The sequence below is a fragment of the Cupriavidus pinatubonensis genome (assembly GCF_019602855.1).
Classification (GTDB): Bacteria; Pseudomonadota; Gammaproteobacteria; order Burkholderiales; family Burkholderiaceae; genus Cupriavidus; species Cupriavidus pinatubonensis.
The window spans coordinates 246,804-264,766 of the sequence record NZ_CP080769.1 but is presented as its reverse complement, the minus strand read 5'-3'; the positions used below and the strand labels follow the sequence as shown (position 1 = coordinate 264,766).

The window sequence follows — 17,963 nt, the reverse complement described above, 5'->3', positions numbered from 1 at the left end:
GTTTCTAGCTGCGCTTCACGCGCTCGAGGAACGACCGGCGCGTTACAGTGCGCTCTGGCTTTGCCGGCGGTGCGGCCTCTCCCTCCAGCCTGGCGAAGACCTGGGCCAGCGGGCTTGACCCCGGCGCCGTAGATGCCACAAGGTACCCCGCGCCGGCGAAGCGCTGGTTGGACGAGTCCGCGCTCTCGGTCCCGAGCCGTACAGGGACGGGTTCGGGGCGCCGATGCAATGACGGAGGCGCACTGTTGCTGACCTCCCTGTCCGTGCTCGGTAAAGGTGACGCTATGTCGAGGGACTGCACCGGCGGGATCGTGGCGCTGCGGTCCATCCGCAGAGACGCCAACAATGGCCAGCGTTGCTCGGATTCCGCGGCAGCATCCTCGCGCACGATTTCGCGATAGGTCTGTGAGTGTCCGCCAAAGCGGCTAAAGAGTTTTGAGAGGTCGTCGGACTGGCTCATGAAACACAGAAATTGGTCACGCTTGAGCACGCTCTGCTGCGCTCTTGGTGAGGGTTTTAGCGCGCGAGCCGGAACTCGATGCTGCCAGCCGGATCGAACGGCGTTATCGCAGAAACCTTCAAGGCGTCTGACGAACCCAGGGCCATGAACCATTGCTGATAGGCCCCTTTAAGAAAATCAGCCAGCCACTGGCCGTTATCGTCGTTTTCCCCTCGCACAACGGGTGCGCAGTGATGCCGCACCAATAGAGCATCGCCTGTGTCGCGAATCGTGGTCCAGCCCCAGTCGATATCCAGCCAGACCTGCGCCATCTCGCGCTCGGCTTCCTCGAGTGTGGTGCACTGGGCAGGCGCGAAGCGCGCGGCAAAACGGGCCCCTGACTTGGTCATGAGCGCGCGTACCCCGGCCTCTCCGAGCTGTTCAAAAAGCTCCTCCGACAGGCCCCCAATAAAGTCGTGCCATTGCAGCGAGCAATGGCGCTCGGCGAGATACTGCAGTACAGCGTCATCCACTTCCATACTCCTCGCAAGGTTGTCCACGGTGAAGAGACGGGGAGAGCCGCGTGGCGGAAATCCTCACGTTCGATGCGCTGAGGATTTTCGCTGCAGACCTGTGCTCGAACCAATTTTTTGGATCCACTCAAAAGAGGGGATCGAAACTCATACGACGGGCAAGTCTTGGCCTGCCAGGAAGACAAAAGCGGGAAATCGGACGAAACAAAGAAAGAGGGTGTAGGCGCCAGGGATACGCGCCCACACCCTTTAATTGCGGCAACGGGGTAGCCGCGTGGAATTGTGTGGCACTGCACCATTAGCGGTACCCCTCGAGCGTTGGGACTGACCGCAGTGGACGACGCCGGGCAATTTGAGCGTCTATTCAAAACAATCCCTACTTAAGCGTGGGGCCCACCGAAGCAGGGTAAGCCCCAGGTCTGCCCCAATGAATAATCGACCGCGGCAAGTCTGACCCCTTGCCTTTTCCCGTACGGGTGTAGACCTCCCTGCGTCTACACCCTCTTTTTTTGATGCCTCGAAAAATTGCGGAAAGCTGGGAAAACGGCCGGAAATCCGATTCGCAGCGCGCATCGAAGCCAGAGACCGGAACATGCGGAAACAACAGCGACTAGCCAGCTGACCCAGGATTCAACGCGCAGCCACGTAATTGACTTTCGAACTCTCGACGCAGAACGTCTTTTCCCCCTATACCGCTTCACGACCATCTCGCCAGTTTGCGGGTCCACTCTTCAGGGGGGATAGAAAACTCGCTAAAAACGCCTCTTGCGCCTTGAAGTTGTAGCCGCTGGAGCCATACACTTCGGCCGGTCATATGACAAATGCCGCAGTGCAAAAAAAGCGCATCATCGCGCCAAGCAGCACGAAGCCAACACCGCCAAGTTCAAATCCGCAGGCAGCGCAAACAAGCGGAAAGGCACCAGCGGGTGCCATGTCGAACAAGCGGAATCACCGCGACACAGCGCGCTGAGGAGACGGCGGGCAATGCGGTTTTCTAACACAAGGGAATACTCGAGACGTGCTAAAGCTTTCAAGCAAGCAGACGTTTGGCAGGGCCGCAATGTGCCTGGGGATTGTTCCATTGCTGGCTTCCTGCGCACTCGCACCGGGGATGCGCTTCGACCCGCAGCGTCCGCTCGATCCGGAGGACCCGCAATCGGTGCCAAAGATCACGCAGATCACGCCGGCGGTGGTGCGATCGCTGAAGGCATCCACACAGCCAGCGAACGCTGGCGTGGAGGAACTGTTCGCAGAGCCAAAGCCCTATACCGTAGGCATCAGTGACATTCTCTCGATTGTTGTGTGGGATCACCCGGAACTGGTATTTCCCACGCAAACCTATTCGATTGGCACTGCGTACGAGATTCCGAATTACAGCGGTGCGGCCAACGTGCCGGGTTACGTCGTGAGCCCCGCGGGCACCATCCAGTTTCCTTATGCCGGTGTCCTCAAGGTTCTCGATCGCACGCCCGATGAAATCCGCGGACAGCTGACCACCCAGCTCAAGCCTGTCGTCACGATGCCGCAGGTAACCGTGCGCGTGCTCGCCTTTCGCAGCAAGCGCGTCTACGTGGATGGCGAAGTCAAGACGCCTGGCCCGCAGAACATCGACGACGTACCCATGACTCTTGTCGAAGCGCTCAACCGCGCCGGTGGTGTCAACGTTCTGACAGGCGACAACAGCCGCATCCGCGTCTCCCGCGAGGGCAAGAGCTACTACGTCAATCTGCCCGCGCTTCTGCAGCAGGGTATCGACCCCGCCCGCATCCTGCTGCGCAACGGTGACATCGTGCGCGTGGAACAACGTGAGGACAGCAAGGTATTCGTGACCGGTGAAGTGGTAAAGCCGACTCCGGTGCTGCCGCGAAATGGTCGGCTTACGCTCAGTGAAGCCATCGGTGAAGCTGGCGGCGTCAACCCGCTCTCGGCCAATGCCAAGGAACTCTATGTCATCCGCAAGAGCAAGGATGGCGAAGCCGAGGTGTTCCACCTGGACGGCAAGTCACCTGTCGCCTTTGCGCTGGCCGAATCGTTCGAACTGAAGCCGAAAGATGTCGTCTATGTGGATGCCGCTGGGGTGGTCCGGTGGAGCCGCGTGATCAACCAATTGCTGCCGAGCGGGAATTTCTTCACGTCCACGGCGAACGCGATCAAATGATCAAGACTGTACTGGTGGTTTGCATCGGCAATATCTGCAGGAGCCCGATGGCACAGGGGCTCCTCAAGCAGGCATTGCCGGATGCCAACATCATCTCCGCTGGGCTTGGCGCGCTCACGGGCCAGCCGGCCGATGCGCACGCTGTCGATGTCATGCGCGAGATAGGCGTGGATATCACCCGCCACCGGGCCCAGCAACTGAGCCGCGCCTTGACGACGCGTGCGGACCTTATTCTCGTGATGGACAACGCCCAGCGGCAAGACCTCCAGCACTTGCATCCGGCTACCACCGGTCGGGTCTTCCGTCTTGGCGAGCTAGCCAGGTTTGATGTGCCCGATCCCTATCGCGAGGCGCGTCCCTCCTTCGAAAACGTGCTGCAGTTGATCCAACGCGGCGTGGAAGCGTGGGTGCCGCGAATCCAGGCGCTTCGATAAATGATTGAGTAGTGATGCAGATGAACCAGACTCCCCCTCCAGTTGTTGTCGCCGCGCCTCCGGAGGACGAGATTGATCTCGTCCGGTATCTTGACGTGCTGCTCGCCAGCCGTTGGCTGATTGCATCTATTGCGGCTGTGGTGCTGGCGTTGGGGGTGGCTTATGCATTCCTGGCGCGGCCCATCTACCGGGCCGATATTCTTGTGCAGGTGGAGGACAACCCGAACAGTGCCAACAGCCTGCTGGGTGACGTTTCCAGTTTGTTCGATGTAAAGGCGCAGGCTACGGCGGAAATTGAGATCCTCCGCTCGCGCATGGTTGTGAGCAAAGCGGTCGACAATCTGCGGCTCTATATTTCGGCAAAGCCCAATTATTTTCCTTTCTTCGGTTCCAGCATCGCCAGCCGAGCCAAAGGTCTGTCCGAGCCAGGTCTATTTGGATTCGGAGGCTTCGCTTGGGCCATGGAATCTATCAATGTTGAGCAGTTCGATGTCCCGGAATCCCTTGAGGGCGAAAAGTTCAAGCTGATAGCGCTGGGTGAAGGCCGCTACCGAGTGGAGCATTCAAGCTTGGATGCGCCCCTTGAAGGGCATGTAGGTCAGCCGCTGACTGCGGAGCAGACTGTCGGCGATTTCACGCTCCTTGTAACGGAGATGAAGGCGAAGCCGGGTATCACGTTCAACCTAGTGCGTAACTCGCACCTGCAAACAGTCGAGAAACTCCAGGATCAGCTCCAGATTGCCGAAAAGGGAAAACAAAGCGGCATCATCGGTGCTTCCCTCGATGGAACCGACCCCAAGGTTACAGCGAGCATCCTGAATGAGATTGGTGAAGAGTATGTTGCGCAAAACATAAAACGCAAAGCCGCGGAGGCAGAGAAGTCGCTTGTGTTCCTGGGGGATCTGCTGCCACAACTCAAGGGCGAGCTGGAACGGGCAGAGGTGAAGTACAACGAGATGCGCAATAAGCGCAATACGTTCAACCTCAGCGAAGAAGGAAAGGCATTCCTGCAGGAGAGCGTGACCGCTGAGACCAGCCTGCTCGAACTGAAGCAAAAACGCACGGAAATGCAAACTCGCTTTGCGGCGTCTCACCCCGGCTTGCAAGCACTCGATCAGCAGATTGCAACGCTGAATGCGAAAGTCGCAGGAATGGCTTCCCGCATGAAGACCTTTCCCAACGTAGAACAGGACACACTGCGTCTGATGCGCGACGTGCAGGTCAACAACGATCTTTACGTGGGATTGCTTAACAACATGCAACAGCTCAAGCTCGTCAAGGCGGGCAAGGTCGGAAATGTACGGCTGCTCGACAACGCACCGGTCCCCGAGGAGCCCATCAAGCCCAAGAAGGGCATGGTCGTGGCGCTGGCGGCTATCCTCGGCGTTCTGATTGGTATTGTTGTGGCTTTTTTGCGCAATGCGCTGTATGGCGGCATCACAGACTCCCAGGACATTGAACAGCATACAGGCCTGAGCGTCTATGCGACCGTTCCATTATCGAGCAGCCAGACTTTCCTCACCGAAGAAATCCGCCAGCGCAAGCGCGGCAACTTCGTGCTCGCGGAACGTAATCCCAATGAGCCAGCAATTGAAAGTCTGCGCAGCCTGCGCACGGCGCTGCAGTTTGCCATGCTCGACGCGGACAACAAGCGCGTGCTGCTCACTGGTCCCACTCCGGGCGTCGGCAAGTCATTTATCTCTGCCAACCTCACCGCGGTGATGGCTCTGAGTGGAAAGCGCGTGCTGCTGATCGATGCCGACATGCGCAAGGGCCACCTGAACCAGTATTTTGGCAAGTCCCGTAACAACGGGCTGTCGGAAGTGCTGGTCGGAAAAGCGAGTTTTGAGCAGGCGGTTCACCGCGGCGTACTTGAGAATCTGGACTTTCTCAGTACCGGCAGCTTGCCTCCCAATCCGGCGGAGCTGTTACTCAACGAGCGCATGGTTAAGCTTCTTGATGAGTTGGATCACCAGTACGACCTTGTCCTGATCGATACGCCCCCAGTTCTTGCCGTCTCCGATACCGCGATCCTCGCCGCCCGCTGCGGCACGGTGCTCCTGGTTACGCGGTTCGAGAAAACCACTATCGGCGAAGTGGCAGAATCCGCCAAGCAACTGCGCCAGACAAATGCCGATGTGAATGGCGTCGTGTTCAATGGCCTGGATCCGAATGCGTATCGCTATGGATATGGATCGAAGTATGGACGGTATCGCTATGCGTACTACGGGTATGCAGCGGATACCACGACAAAGCAGTTGACGGACGAGGGCAAATGAAGGCCCGTGACCAGTTGAACAGCAGATAGGGATTAGGTCCACGTCGGTCGCATATACCGGCGGCTGAGCCGGCATAGAGATCGGCCATATATCAGCCAGCTCAAGGAAGCGGGCGAATTTGCGTGATAGGCGGCAAGCGCAGTCATGAAGCGCCTGTGGCTACCGCCTTCCCACCGACCGTTCGGACAGTAGGATCTGCTGCTTAAGGCGGCCATCGAGTTGTCCGGAGGGATTTCTCCATTACAGGGATAAGCCGCCGCCCCCTGGCGGCGCGCCCTCTCACGTCTTGCTTACGCTGAGAGGCTGACTGACATTTGATTTGGCAAAGGAGAGGCAGATGCAAGAGCCACCCGTGATCGTCCCCGTCGTTCTTTGTGGTGGGTCCGGAACACGCCTGTGGCCGCTGTCACGCGAGGGCTATCCGAAGCAATTCCTCAAGCTTCTAGGTAACCGCTCGCTGCTGCAGGATACGTTGCTGCGTGTGCAGGAGATTCCGGGCATTGGCGCACCATTGCTTGTCACCAGTCATGCGCATCGGTTCATGGTGGCGGAACAAGCCCGTGAGATCGGCATCCATGACGCCGAATTCATGCTGGAACCGCATGCCAGGAATACTGCCCCTGCCTTGGCCGCGGCTGCGTTGCATGCGCTGGCCGCGGGGCAGGATCCGCTGATGCTGGTGCTCCCGTCCGATCACCTGATCCGGGACACGTTTGCGTTCGCAACCATCGTGACGCAAGGGGTTGCCGCAGCGCAAGCCGGAGCACTTGTCACCTTTGGTATCGCGCCCACCGCCCCCGCTACCGGGTACGGCTATATCAAGGCAGGTGCGCGCCGCACGGAATCTAGCTTCGAGGTTGCCTGCTTCGAAGAAAAGCCCTCGTTGCCGCGCGCAAACCAGTTTTTGGCGGAGGGTGGCTACTTCTGGAACAGCGGAATCTTCCTGTTCCGTACCTCGGCGTTCCTTGCGGAGCTGGAGGCCTTTTCGCCTGAGATCCTGCGCGCAGTCCAGGAGTCCGTCAGCCTCGGCCAGAAGGACCTCGATTTCTTCCGTCTCGATGAAGCAGCATTCGCGCGCTGCCCAAGCAACTCCATCGACTACGCCGTCATGGAACACACGACGCGCGCGCAGATGGTGCCGTTTGCCACCGCGTGGAGCGACGTTGGTGCGTGGGACGCCGTGTGGGAACTCGGCACAAAGCAGGCTGATGGAAATGTCACGACGGGTGATGTTCTCACGCACAACGCCAAGGATTGCCTGGTCCATGCGTCGCACCGCCTGGTTGCCATTGCAGGCGTGGAGGACGTGATGGTGGTGGAAACACCCGACGCGGTGCTCGTGGTGCACAAGGACCAGTGCCAGGACGTCAAGGCGCTCGTGGACATGGTTCGCAAGCAAGGGCGCAGCGAAGCCGCGGACCATCGTAAGGTCTACCGCCCGTGGGGCAGCTATGACTCGGTTGACGAAGGCCCGCGCTACCAGGTCAAGCGCATTACGGTCAAGCCGGGTGCCAAGCTCTCCATGCAAATGCACTATCACCGCGCGGAACACTGGATCGTGGTGAAGGGTACCGCTCGCGTGACCTGCGGCAACGAGACCTTCCTGCTCAGCGAGAACCAGTCCAGTTATATCCCACTGGGCACCATCCACCGTCTGGAGAACCCCGGCAGCGTCCCCCTCGAACTCATCGAAGTGCAGAGTGGCAGCTACCTGGGTGAGGACGACATCGTCCGATTTGACGATGTTTATGGCCGCGCGCCCGCACCTGGATCTAAGGCCGAACTGGCCTGATTGACCCGAATCTCAGAACAGAACACCGACAATGACCAAGACGACTCAAAAGACCGCACTCATCACCGGCATCACGGGCCAGGATGGGTCTTACCTGGCCGAATTTCTGCTTGAGAAGGGATACATCGTTCACGGCATCAAGCGCCGGGCCAGCTCGTTCAACACCTCGCGCGTGGATCACATCTACCAGGATCCTCATGTCAGCCACCGGAACTTTGTGCTGCACTATGGCGACCTGAGCGACAGTACCAATCTGATCCGGATCGTGCAGCAGACCCAGCCGGATGAGATCTACAACCTGGGTGCCCAAAGCCACGTGGCCGTGAGCTTCGAGTCCCCGGAATACACGGCAGACGTGGATGCGCTCGGCACGCTGCGTCTCCTCGAAGCGATCCGGATCCTTGGCCTGGAGAAGAAGACGCGCTTTTACCAGGCATCCACGTCGGAGTTGTATGGCCTGGTGCAGGAGATTCCGCAAAAAGAAACCACCCCGTTCTATCCGCGCAGCCCGTATGCCGCAGCAAAGATGTATGCCTACTGGATTACCGTGAACTACCGGGAGTCCTACGGCATGTATGCCTGCAACGGGATACTGTTCAACCACGAAAGCCCGCGTCGCGGTGAAACCTTCGTGACGCGCAAGGTTACCCGCGGCCTGTCAAACATCGCACAAGGCCTGGAGAACTGCCTGTACATGGGCAATATGGATTCACTTCGGGACTGGGGGCACGCGCACGACTATGTGCGCATGCAATGGCTGATGCTGCAACAGGAGCAACCGGAAGACTTCGTCATTGCGACGGGCAAGCAAGTGAGCGTGCGGGAGTTCATCAACCGAAGCGCCAGTCAGCTGGGGATCAGGCTGCGATTTGAGGGGAAGGGTGAAGACGAGGTGGCCGTGGTAGCAGCGATCAGCGGTGACAAGGCACCGGCTCTGGCCGTCGGTGACGTGATTGTCAAGGTCGATCCGCGGTATTTCCGTCCGGCCGAGGTGGAAACACTGCTGGGGGACCCGGCCAAGGCCAAGGCCAGGCTTGGCTGGGAGCCGGAGATCACGCTGGACGAGATGATCGCAGAAATGGTCGCCAGCGATCTGGACCAGGCCCGGCGCCATGCATTGCTGAAGCAGCATGGGTTTGAAGTTGCGGTCAGCGTGGAGTAAAGGACATGAAGAAGAACACTCGGATTTTCGTCGCTGGTCATCGTGGAATGGTAGGTAGCGCCATCGTCCGCGCGCTGCAGGCGTCCTCCCGTGCAGTGCAAATCGTGACGCGCAGTCACGATGAACTGGACCTGATTGACCAGCATGCCGTGCGCCAGTTCTTCGCGCAGGAAGATGTCGGCCAGGTATATCTGGCCGCCGCAAAGGTCGGAGGAATCCACGCGAACAACACTTTCCCGGCTCAGTTCGTCTATGAAAACCTGATGATCGAGGCGAATGTTATCCACGAGGCGTGGCGCGCGGGGGTCGACAAGCTTTTGTTCCTTGGCAGCAGTTGCATCTATCCGCGACTTGCGGAACAGCCAATGGCCGAAGCTGCGTTGCTCACGGGGCCACTCGAGCCCACGAACGAACCTTATGCGATAGCAAAGATCGCCGGAATCAAGCTATGTGAAAGCTATAACCGGCAGTATGGAGCTGACTTCCGCAGCGTCATGCCATCAAATCTGTACGGTCCGGGCGATAACTATCACGCGGAAAACAGCCATGTCATCCCGGCGCTGATTCGTCGTTTTCATGAGGCAAAGCAGCATGACGCGCCCACGGTGGTCATTTGGGGTACCGGCAGGCCTAAGCGCGAGTTCGTGTACGTCGAAGATATGGCACGAGCATGTGTGCACGTCATGGACCTGTCGCCGGAAGTCTATCGTGCCCATACGCTGCCGATGCAGAACCACATCAACATCGGCTCGGGAGAGGAATACTCGATCGCGGATCTGGCTGCAATGGTGAAGTGCGCCGTAGACTATCAGGGGAACATCGAGACCGACCCTGCCAAGCCCGATGGTACGCCCCGCAAGCTTCTGGATAACTCACTGCTCAAAGCACTGGGGTGGCGCCCCGAAGTCGGCCTCCAGGAAGGACTTCGCCTCGCATACGAGGATTTCCTCTCCTCCCTGGCGCGCTCGAACACGGGCACGGATAGTGCAGTTCGCCAATAGCCTCCAGCGCTTCAGAATGTACAGTCTCGTCACGCTGCCGTTCTATCTGATACCCCTTGTGTGGTGCGCAAGGAGGGGCATATTTGCTGCTTCCACGGTCTTTTTTGTCTACACCCTGCTCGGGTGCTGGCTACTTGGTGCGCTGATTGAAAGCGAACTGGTTACGCGCTCCATTCTGATAGCACCGTGGCTGATCAGGGTGGAAGATATTCCGTGGGTTCCGATGGCCGCCGTGAATTTCGCGGCTTTTGTTTCCTACAGGCTATTCAGAAGAAGCAAGGGCAGGTCGCGTCGCTGGCAAGCAGCACTCAATTTGCCGTCAAACAGGAAGCTGCTGCGCTACGTCTGTATCCAGCTATTTGTGATTGTCCTGGAAGTTTCATTGACAGTTTATCTGTACCAGGGCGTACAGGAATGGGTGAGGGCTGCCTACGCGCGTACCGTTGTCGAAAGCTCCGCTCTGAACTTTTTGTTTCCGGTGATGATAGGCGTGAATGTCTATTGCCTGGTATTGCAAGTGCTGATCAAAGCCAAGCAGCCGCCGCGATGGCTGCGCGGCTTGTTCCTGGGCGGTCTGGTGCTGCAATCGATATTCCTTGCACTTTCGGGCGGACGCTCCATTCTCTTGCTCTTCCTGATTTCGCTGCTGATCGTCCGAGTCAAGAGAATCAGCGGGCCCGGCTTCCTTGGAATCCTGGCGCTGGCCGCCGCATTTGTTGCAGCTTCTGGTTATATCATCTACGAACGGTACAGGGCACAGGGAGCGAGCGCTCAGTTTGAGATGAGCGCAGCATCGATCATTGAAGCATCCTACACCGGGCTACCGTTCATCGATCATATCGCCCTTTCAAAAATATATGCCGAGCGCCGCGGCAATGATTATGGAGAAGTCTATCTCAACGCGGTGGTGGCCTTCGTTCCGCGCGCGATCTGGCCTGAGAAGCCGATCCAGTTGAGCCGCCGAGTCCGCGAAGAGTTCTTCGGCGATACGGACGGAGGGGTGCCGCCAGGCCTGTTTGGGGAAAGCGTCATCGCTTTTGACTATTTTGGCCTGGCCGTGATGGCCCTGATCTTTGGGTTGATCGTGGCCAAGGTGGAAAATTACGTCGCAAATGCACCAAATGAGGATCTCGGCCGGCTGCGTACCGGAGTCCTTTCGACGCTGATTGGATTTATCTTGGTCCGCGGTGGCGTGGATATCGGTGTGTACCGCGTAGGATTGATCGTCGTCATTTATCTGCTATTGGAACGGTTAATGTCGAAATCTGTGTACAAGGCCCGCTATGTTGCTGTCCCTCATCCGCAATAAGAAGCTGGTGAACCTGGTCATGGGAGCATTCATTGGCCAGGGATCGATGCTGCTTACGTCATTTGTTTTGATCTCCACAGGGCACCCGCTCGCAGGTGCATTGACAACCGCATTGGGGGTAAATGCGCTTCTGCTCGTCGTGATCGACTGGGGCGGACAGGTGCTGCAACGACAGGCTGCGAGTGCCAGCGCAAAAATGCTGAACCCGCTCGAGTTCGCAATAGCGAGGCTACCCATCCTGTTGCTGGTGACGTTTGCCTTGATCGTAGTTCCTGCGGAACTCTACGGCGATACCGGGGTAAAACGCTTCTTGCTGGCCTCGATGATAGGTCTCTGGTTTAGCATTGCGAATATGTCTGGATTCCTCGATGTGGCCGACGACGAATCGACATACGGCCTGATATCCGGTCTCAATTATTTTCTCGTGGCCATATATGTCACGGCCAGCTTGATCATTAGGTTCTCATTGCGGATAGAGATAGCCGGATGGATAAACGGGGCAGCGCTTGCCTGCATCTCGCTGATGACTCTGCACTGGACGCGGCGCCAGCATGGGCTGAAGCGCGCGAGCCTGGATCGGAGGTCGATCGGTTATCTGATCAAGGAGGGATTCGTGGTGTCCCTTACGCTTCTTCCCGGGCAAGTCATAGCGCGGGTGATCTCCGTCTCCATTCTGGGAGCCGGCGGTGGGCAAGAGGCCGCCAAGTTCAATTTCATGAAGTCATTTTCTGGCGTCTTCAACCAGTGTGTGATTTTGTTAAGACGGTCGGGATACAGCAAGCTACACCGTACAACCGTGAATAGTGGCAATCGGAGATTCAGGACGTTCAGCACCCAATACTCGACCATCCTGGTTGGTGTGATCGGCCTGCTTTGCGGCGGCCTGGCTCTGCTTCTTATCCGGCACAGATTGGGGCTATCCGAGTCCCTGATTCTTGCGGTATGCGTACACGGCGCCTGCTGGCTGCTCAGTTCTTCGTATTTTTATCACTACCAGATTGTCTCGTGGAACTGGCTTCCGTCGCTTCACGCCATCCTGACATGTATGGTGGTGGTCATGTCCGTTCTGTTCCTCATCCGGGTCGAAAGTGCTGTAGCGGGGATATTGATGGAGCTGTGTGTCTCATTCTTCTGCTTCGGCATTATTTTTCTTGCCGATCGAACCCGTGTTGTCTGACAGTTTCAGGCGACGGTCATTTTTGATTTCGCAATAAAATTTGGCGTCTACCTATGAAAGTACTCGTGGTGAATGCATATGGGCGCTCGAATCGCGGTGATTCCGTGCTGCTGGATGAGTGTGTTGCGGAAATCCGCGCCTGGAATCCCAAGGCAGCCATCTCCGCGGCTGTGTTCGAAGGGGCTGACAATGCGAGACGAGTTCATCCAGATATCGCGTGGTCGGAGCGGATCGGGAATGCACCGGGAGGCAAGGTGCACACCCTCTGCTTGCTGCTGGCAAGCTGGCTCGCGACCGTCCCTGGCCTCCGACGGCTGGAAAAATTGCTCCCGCCGGATCAGCAAAAGACCCTCAATGCCATGCGGGAGTGCAACGTCGTCGTCAGCTCACCGGGCGGCTATATCCACGATACGAACTTCGCATACATCATCGCTCTGTTCCATATTGAGCTGGCGACAAGGCTGCGGAAGGCTGTTGTGCTCGGTCCTCAAAGTATTGGGCCCTTGCATGGCCGCTTTGCAAGATGGCTGGCCAGCCGTGTCCTGGCACGGGTTTCCTATCTTTGCCCACGCGAAAGCTATTCAGCTAATTTCCTGGTTCGTGACCTTGGTATTCCCGAGCGGCAAGTCTACCGAACAGGCGACAGTGCGTTCTGGAATGACAGGGTGGAAGGAGATAGCGCCGCTGTAACGTCTGAGTTGCTGAGACTTGGCCTCGATGAGGGGAAGCCAATTCTAGGAATTACAGTTGTCGGCTGGACGTTTCCACGACATGCGCAGCCTAGTGCCGCTTACGATTCATATGTTGCGGCGGTCGCGGAAATCGCCGACAGAATGGCATTAAAGAATGGTGTGCTGCCTGTTATTTTTAATCAGGTTTCAGATGATCTTCCGACTGCGTTGTTGGTAAAAAAACGCGCTAAGAGTCAAATCGTTGTCGATGAGAAAAGCCATGAGCCATGGATACTTCGCGCTCTCATAAGACGCTCTACGATTTTTCTAGGGACTCGATTTCATTCTTGTATTTTTTCGATGATGGCGGGTCGCCCCACATTTGCCATTTCGTATCTGCCGAAGACAGAATATATTATGAGCGACCTTCATCTGACTAACAGATCAACCCCAATCGACGACGTCGACGTGGATCGCGTGGTTGAGAAGTTGTCAGCCGATCTAAATGACATCGCGCAGGCAGAATTGGAAATATCTTCAGCCGTTGATGCTTATCAGAGGGATTTTTCGAGGCTGCAGGATATTATGCGCTCAATAAACATTGAATGTGAGGCATAAATAATGATCCGGGCAGCATTTGTGGTCGCATCCATTTCGCGAAAAGGCGGAGGCGTTGCCGAGGCAGTTAAGCTTTTGGCTAAAGCGGTAAAGGAGCACCCGCGTATCTCGGTTGAGGTGCTTACTTTGAAGGATGAGCACTTTGATACGGATATAGCAGATTGGTCTGGAATCAAAGTTACTTCATTTCGTTATTTTGGACCCAGTAACTATGGCTTTTCGCCTGGACTGCTGATCCACATGCTTCGGGCGAATTTCGACCTATCCCATGTTCACGGATTGTGGATGTTTCACTGTTTTGTCATATTGTTATGGTCAAAGCTTCGTGGGAAACCCTATGTCGTAACTCCCCATGGGACCATGGAGCACTGGATAGTGGCACGGTCGCCAGTCAAAAAATGGATGGTATCGAAGATGTATCAGACCCGCTTCCTAAAGAGAGCATCCGCCTTCCACATTCTCACGAAGAAAGAGAGGGCTGACGTCGACTCAATGGTGCAGAACAGCGCGTCGATGGTGATTCCTAATTTTCTACCGCTGGCGACACTGACATCAGAAAAACCTCAATGGTGGGAAGACGGGTTTCAGAATAAGAGAATTTATTTGTTCTTCGGAAGAATTCACGAAAAGAAGGGATGGCGGGAACTTTGCGAGGCCTGGGATAATCTGTGTAGAACGGATTCTGGGTTCGCCACGCGCTCACAACTGGTATTTTGTGGATGGCTTGACGGGTCAGAAGATTTCCGCATGCGTGTTGAGGCATTACGACTCGCTCATGAAAATGCATGCTATGCGGGCCCGCAGTTCGGAGGCGACAAGGCATCTTCAATACAAGCCGCGACAGTATTTGTCTTGCCATCAAAAAGCGAAGGGCTACCGATGGGGGTACTAGAAGCATGGGCGGCTGGTATTCCAGTTCTCATGACAGCTGCCTGCAACTTGTCGATCGGATTTGACGAAGGAGTTGCCTTGGAGATCGGGGAAAGCAGCGAGGAGATCTTGGCGGGACTTCGTATTGCGGATAGTTGGTCGCAGGATGATATTGATCGTATGTCTTCTGCCTCTAGAAATCTCATTAAGGAACGATTCTCCACGGATTCCGTATCCTCGAAGGTGCATGACCTGTACGAGCATGTACTCAACGATCTGCGGTTCACCTAGTGAAAATGAAGAGGTACGCACGGGTATTGATGTGGAGCGCAACTCGTTTGGAGTTGAATTATGATGAATCGAATGAGGCGAGCAATAGTAACGCGATGGAGTGGTGCGACACTTGGCGCAACCACGTTGGGGCCATTTCTGCGGATCGTAGATTCTAAGGCAAACGAGCTGGTTGGCTCCCGACAGTCAGTCAGTGTATTTGATTTTATGTCTGAATCGCAGCGAACCGCCGTAGTGAATTTCGATTTTGGTGTTGACCAGTTGCGAGCAATAGAAAGGGCTCAAGACTATCTTCAAGCCATGGGTGGCGGCCAGGTGTATTTTCCGTATGGTGGCTACGGAATCACAGAGCCTATTATAAATCGAGCAAATATTTCGTTAGTTGGGAACGAACGACTGCCAACACTGAAGAATGTCAATAAAGAATATTCGTTTAGGATGTCCTCCATTTTTTCCCCGGGGAATTTTCACCCGGAGTATGTCGGGAAGTTGAGGCCGATTCCGTGCGATCGAATCAAGGTGGGAAATTTCGTAATCTTGCAAAAATCACACGATGCTGCCGCATTGATCCAAGATGATTGCGTGATAATCATGTCGGATGAATATTATATGTCCTCCGAGTTCAAAATTCAGAAATATATTTTTTTAAATGAAATCGTCTCCGTGGATGGCAATCTGGTTCAATTGAAGTATAGTATGGACCGGGAATTTGAGGGAGGGATTGTCAGATTGGATGGAACGCAGATCGGCCGAGACGGTGTCCCTCTTTTTTTCTGGCGCAACGGGGAGATTAGGAATTTTAGGGTCCACACTAACGGCTTCTATATTTCCGACTCTGCGACGCTAAATTGCAGATTCGACAACATTCGAATAGATTCTGCAAAATATGGAATTTACGGAAACGCATATCAAAGAACGGTATTTTCCAATATATCCGGAAAAGTGGCTGACGGAGTTGGCGAGACATCACTTTGCTCTCTCATGACGCGAATTGAGAATTTTAAATTCGAGATGAGTAAAGGCAGCGGGGACAGGCCGCAAACAGGTATAAGTATCCAGGAGAATGGCCGGAAGATTGTCTACAGCAACGGAAAGGTCGATTTCGGATCGGTGAGGCTTGGGGCGGCATTAATTAACTATATTAATGCAGAGGAGTGCAGTGTCCTTGGCCTCGAACTTGCCCACCGCGGTGCTCATGAGAACGCCGTGGTGCAGTATTCAGATGCGACGAGGGCTGGAAGAGTTGCCTGCGCCAATAATACCACGCAAGTGCAGTATGATGGGGTTCGCTGCGCTCGCTATTACAGCTTCTCTGGGAGCGATGACCCTAATAACGTTGTCGGAAACAAGATAATGGAAAGTAAGTTTGTGGGAACTGTTTCTTCCGGAGAGTGTGGAAGAATGGTGGCAGTTCAGGGGAAAAATACCATCAGGCAATGCGATTTTGGGGATGGAAAGCCCCTCTTTGGCGGCACAGTGAAAAATCAAGAATTTGAGGATAGCTACCTGGCGGTTAATCGAAAATTAGAGCTGCCTCGAGAGCTCTTCAAGCGGAATGTCATTCGAGGTATCCGCTCGCATACAGGGTTGCAACTGGCCGGCTAGCAACATGAAAAGCGGGGCCTCCGGTTGAGCGGCGTGGAGAACTTGGAGAGTTTTGAGAATGCGCAACGAAACAACCACGGATTGCATCAGGTAGCGAGTGTTTCGTTGCAGATATCCAGCGCTTCGATTTGGCGATCTGATGTTATTCTCGTACCATGATCTCCGTCGGATGTTGCGCCAGCTTTTCAGATGAAAGCTCCTGAGTCTTCAGGGCAATAAAGTACTCATAAATCGATTGAAGTGTAGCGTAAGTGAATCCGGCGCGACCGTCTAGAAATCCACGCTTTCCGAAATACAGAATTAAGAATTTCATAAGCGGTCGCATCGGCAGTCGGTAGAAGATTTCCTTCTGGTGGAATCTCCTTTGATGGAAATCGAGGCATGTGAACGCCTTTGAAATTCTGAAGGTTGGTTGACGTCGCCGATTCTCGATGATTTGCTTCGCTTCCAGAGTGCTGTAGTTATTGTGCCGGCTTATCCAGTGATACAAGCCCTTGCTGAACGGGAAGTGATCGAGGTAGCCAGGGATCTCGGCCGTGGGTCCGTCTGGGATCAAAATGGGATTGATGAGTCGCTCATAGCGCATCTTCTCGGGCCGGAATAGGCGCAGGTAGTATGGCGAGGCCTGAACGTGTCTGAGCCAAGTACCCATATAGAAATCACGTCGCCTTACGCTGAACGCGACTTCCACGGTTGCAGACTCAACTGCATGGATGAGGTTCTGCACCAGTGCTGCAGTCATTCGCTCATCTGCATCAATGCAGAACACCCAGGGATGCTTGAAAGGTAGATTCTGTAGGCCCCAGTTTCTATGTGAGGCTTCATCACCACCAAATGCGATCGGCGAGTTATAGGTTCGGCGGCTTACCGTTGCACCGAACTGCTGGGCGACGTCAACAGTTTGGTCGGTACTACCTGAATCGAACACATGAATGTCGTCGGACCACGCAACGCTCTGTAGGCATCCCGGAAGATCCTGTTCTTCATTCTTGGTGAGGATAAGAATTGAAATGCCGTGCTTGCTATTTGTCATGCGGAGTTCTCTTGCCAATGGGCTTAGCCGGCACGCCGGCATAGACCGTCCACGAATGTTCCAAAGGCTTGCTAACGACCGAGCGCGCGGCGATGACGGCTCCGGGTGGAAGCGTTACGCCTTGCGAGATGAAGGCTTCAGCGCAAATCCAGACATGCTTCTCCACGGAGATCGGCTCAGCAATCAATTGGAAATTCGGCGAGTTGTAGTCATGTGATCCGCCGCAAAGATGGGCTCCCTGAGAAATGACTGCGTAGTCGCCGATTCTCAGAAAGCTCATGTTGTAGAGGGTGACGCCATCGGCAATTCCGACGTTGTTACCTATATCGAGATTCCAAGGCGCCCAGATTTTCACCGCCGGGTACACGTGTACGTCGGTACCCAGCCTTGCACCGAAGACGCGCAGCAAAAAGGCGCGCCACGCGTGGAGCGGGCGCGGGCTTGGGCGGAACAGGAACAGCCATACCCAGTTCCAAAGCTGGCGCGTCAGGCGATTGCGCAGCGTGAAAGAAGGCTCGACTGTCGGGTCGTTGCCTTCGATGATCATGGTATTCGGGCTGGTAGGTGATACGCTCATCGGTCTCATTTCCG

At 55.6% G+C, this 17,963-nt stretch carries 15 protein-coding genes; 11 read left to right on the top strand and 4 right to left on the bottom strand.

The genetic code is table 11. The annotated features are described in order from the left end of the window. Positions 1-4: 4 nt before the first annotated feature. Both bcsP and bcsD read right to left on the bottom strand, forming a co-directional pair. Positions 5-460 carry a cellulose biosynthesis protein BcsP gene (gene bcsP, locus K2O51_RS35910; RefSeq protein ID WP_425333023.1) on the bottom strand — a complete coding sequence of 152 codons (456 nt, stop codon included), beginning with the start codon at positions 458-460 and terminating at the stop codon, positions 5-7. A 56-nt stretch (positions 461-516) separates the two neighbouring features. Beyond that, entirely contained in the window at positions 517-978 is a 462-nt protein-coding gene (gene bcsD, locus K2O51_RS33095; RefSeq protein ID WP_245002032.1) for a cellulose biosynthesis protein BcsD, read from the bottom strand. Positions 979-1,990: 1,012 nt separating this feature from the next. Between bcsD and K2O51_RS33090 the strand changes: the two genes are divergently transcribed. The 11 genes from K2O51_RS33090 (at position 1,991) to K2O51_RS33040 (ending at position 16,339) form a co-directional block, all read left to right on the top strand. After that, positions 1,991-3,130 (top strand): polysaccharide biosynthesis/export family protein, encoded by a 1,140-nt coding sequence (locus tag K2O51_RS33090; RefSeq protein WP_220632239.1) that lies wholly within the window; start codon positions 1,991-1,993, stop codon positions 3,128-3,130. Continuing rightward, a complete protein-coding gene (locus K2O51_RS33085; protein WP_220632238.1) occupies positions 3,127-3,564 on the top strand; it encodes a low molecular weight protein-tyrosine-phosphatase in 438 nt (145 codons plus the stop codon). The genes K2O51_RS33090 and K2O51_RS33085 overlap by 4 nt, the downstream gene beginning before the upstream one ends. 14 nt (positions 3,565-3,578) lie before the next feature. Then, on the top strand, positions 3,579-5,843 hold the full coding sequence (locus K2O51_RS33080) for a polysaccharide biosynthesis tyrosine autokinase (protein WP_220632237.1): 2,265 nt from the start codon (positions 3,579-3,581) through the stop codon (positions 5,841-5,843). Positions 5,844-6,180: 337 nt separating this feature from the next. Continuing rightward, positions 6,181-7,635 (top strand): mannose-1-phosphate guanylyltransferase/mannose-6-phosphate isomerase, encoded by a 1,455-nt coding sequence (locus K2O51_RS33075; RefSeq protein ID WP_220632236.1) that lies wholly within the window; start codon positions 6,181-6,183, stop codon positions 7,633-7,635. Between the two features lie 31 nt (positions 7,636-7,666). Then, positions 7,667-8,797 carry a GDP-mannose 4,6-dehydratase gene (gene gmd / locus K2O51_RS33070; protein ID WP_220632235.1) on the top strand — a complete coding sequence of 377 codons (1,131 nt, stop codon included), beginning with the start codon at positions 7,667-7,669 and terminating at the stop codon, positions 8,795-8,797. Positions 8,798-8,802: 5 nt separating this feature from the next. Continuing rightward, positions 8,803-9,798 carry a GDP-L-fucose synthase gene (gene fcl, locus K2O51_RS33065; RefSeq protein ID WP_220632234.1) on the top strand — a complete coding sequence of 332 codons (996 nt, stop codon included), beginning with the start codon at positions 8,803-8,805 and terminating at the stop codon, positions 9,796-9,798. A gap of 16 nt (positions 9,799-9,814) precedes the next feature. After that, positions 9,815-11,107: an O-antigen polymerase gene (locus K2O51_RS33060; protein ID WP_220632233.1), complete on the top strand. Its 1,293-nt coding sequence runs from the start codon at positions 9,815-9,817 to the stop codon at positions 11,105-11,107. Then, entirely contained in the window at positions 11,082-12,284 is a 1,203-nt protein-coding gene (locus K2O51_RS33055; RefSeq protein WP_220632232.1) for a hypothetical protein, read from the top strand. The genes K2O51_RS33060 and K2O51_RS33055 overlap by 26 nt, the downstream gene beginning before the upstream one ends. Before the next feature lie 53 nt (positions 12,285-12,337). Then, positions 12,338-13,573: a polysaccharide pyruvyl transferase family protein gene (locus tag K2O51_RS33050; RefSeq protein ID WP_220632231.1), complete on the top strand. Its 1,236-nt coding sequence runs from the start codon at positions 12,338-12,340 to the stop codon at positions 13,571-13,573. 3 nt (positions 13,574-13,576) lie between these two features. After that, complete coding sequence (locus K2O51_RS33045; protein ID WP_220632230.1) at positions 13,577-14,734, top strand: glycosyltransferase; 1,158 nt, start codon at positions 13,577-13,579, stop codon at positions 14,732-14,734. A gap of 60 nt (positions 14,735-14,794) precedes the next feature. After that, on the top strand, positions 14,795-16,339 hold the full coding sequence (locus K2O51_RS33040; RefSeq protein WP_220632229.1) for a glycosyl hydrolase family 28-related protein: 1,545 nt from the start codon (positions 14,795-14,797) through the stop codon (positions 16,337-16,339). A 142-nt stretch (positions 16,340-16,481) separates the two neighbouring features. On the opposite strand, the gene K2O51_RS33035 is transcribed toward K2O51_RS33040, so the two are convergent. Both K2O51_RS33035 and K2O51_RS33030 read right to left on the bottom strand, forming a co-directional pair. Beyond that, complete coding sequence (locus K2O51_RS33035; protein ID WP_220632228.1) at positions 16,482-17,372, bottom strand: glycosyltransferase family 2 protein; 891 nt, start codon at positions 17,370-17,372, stop codon at positions 16,482-16,484. Continuing rightward, the gene (locus K2O51_RS33030; protein ID WP_220632227.1) at positions 17,362-17,919 is read right to left on the bottom strand and encodes an LbetaH domain-containing protein; all 558 of its coding nucleotides are present in this window, start codon (positions 17,917-17,919) and stop codon (positions 17,362-17,364) included. The genes K2O51_RS33035 and K2O51_RS33030 overlap by 11 nt, the downstream gene beginning before the upstream one ends. Positions 17,920-17,963: the final 44 nt, after the last annotated feature.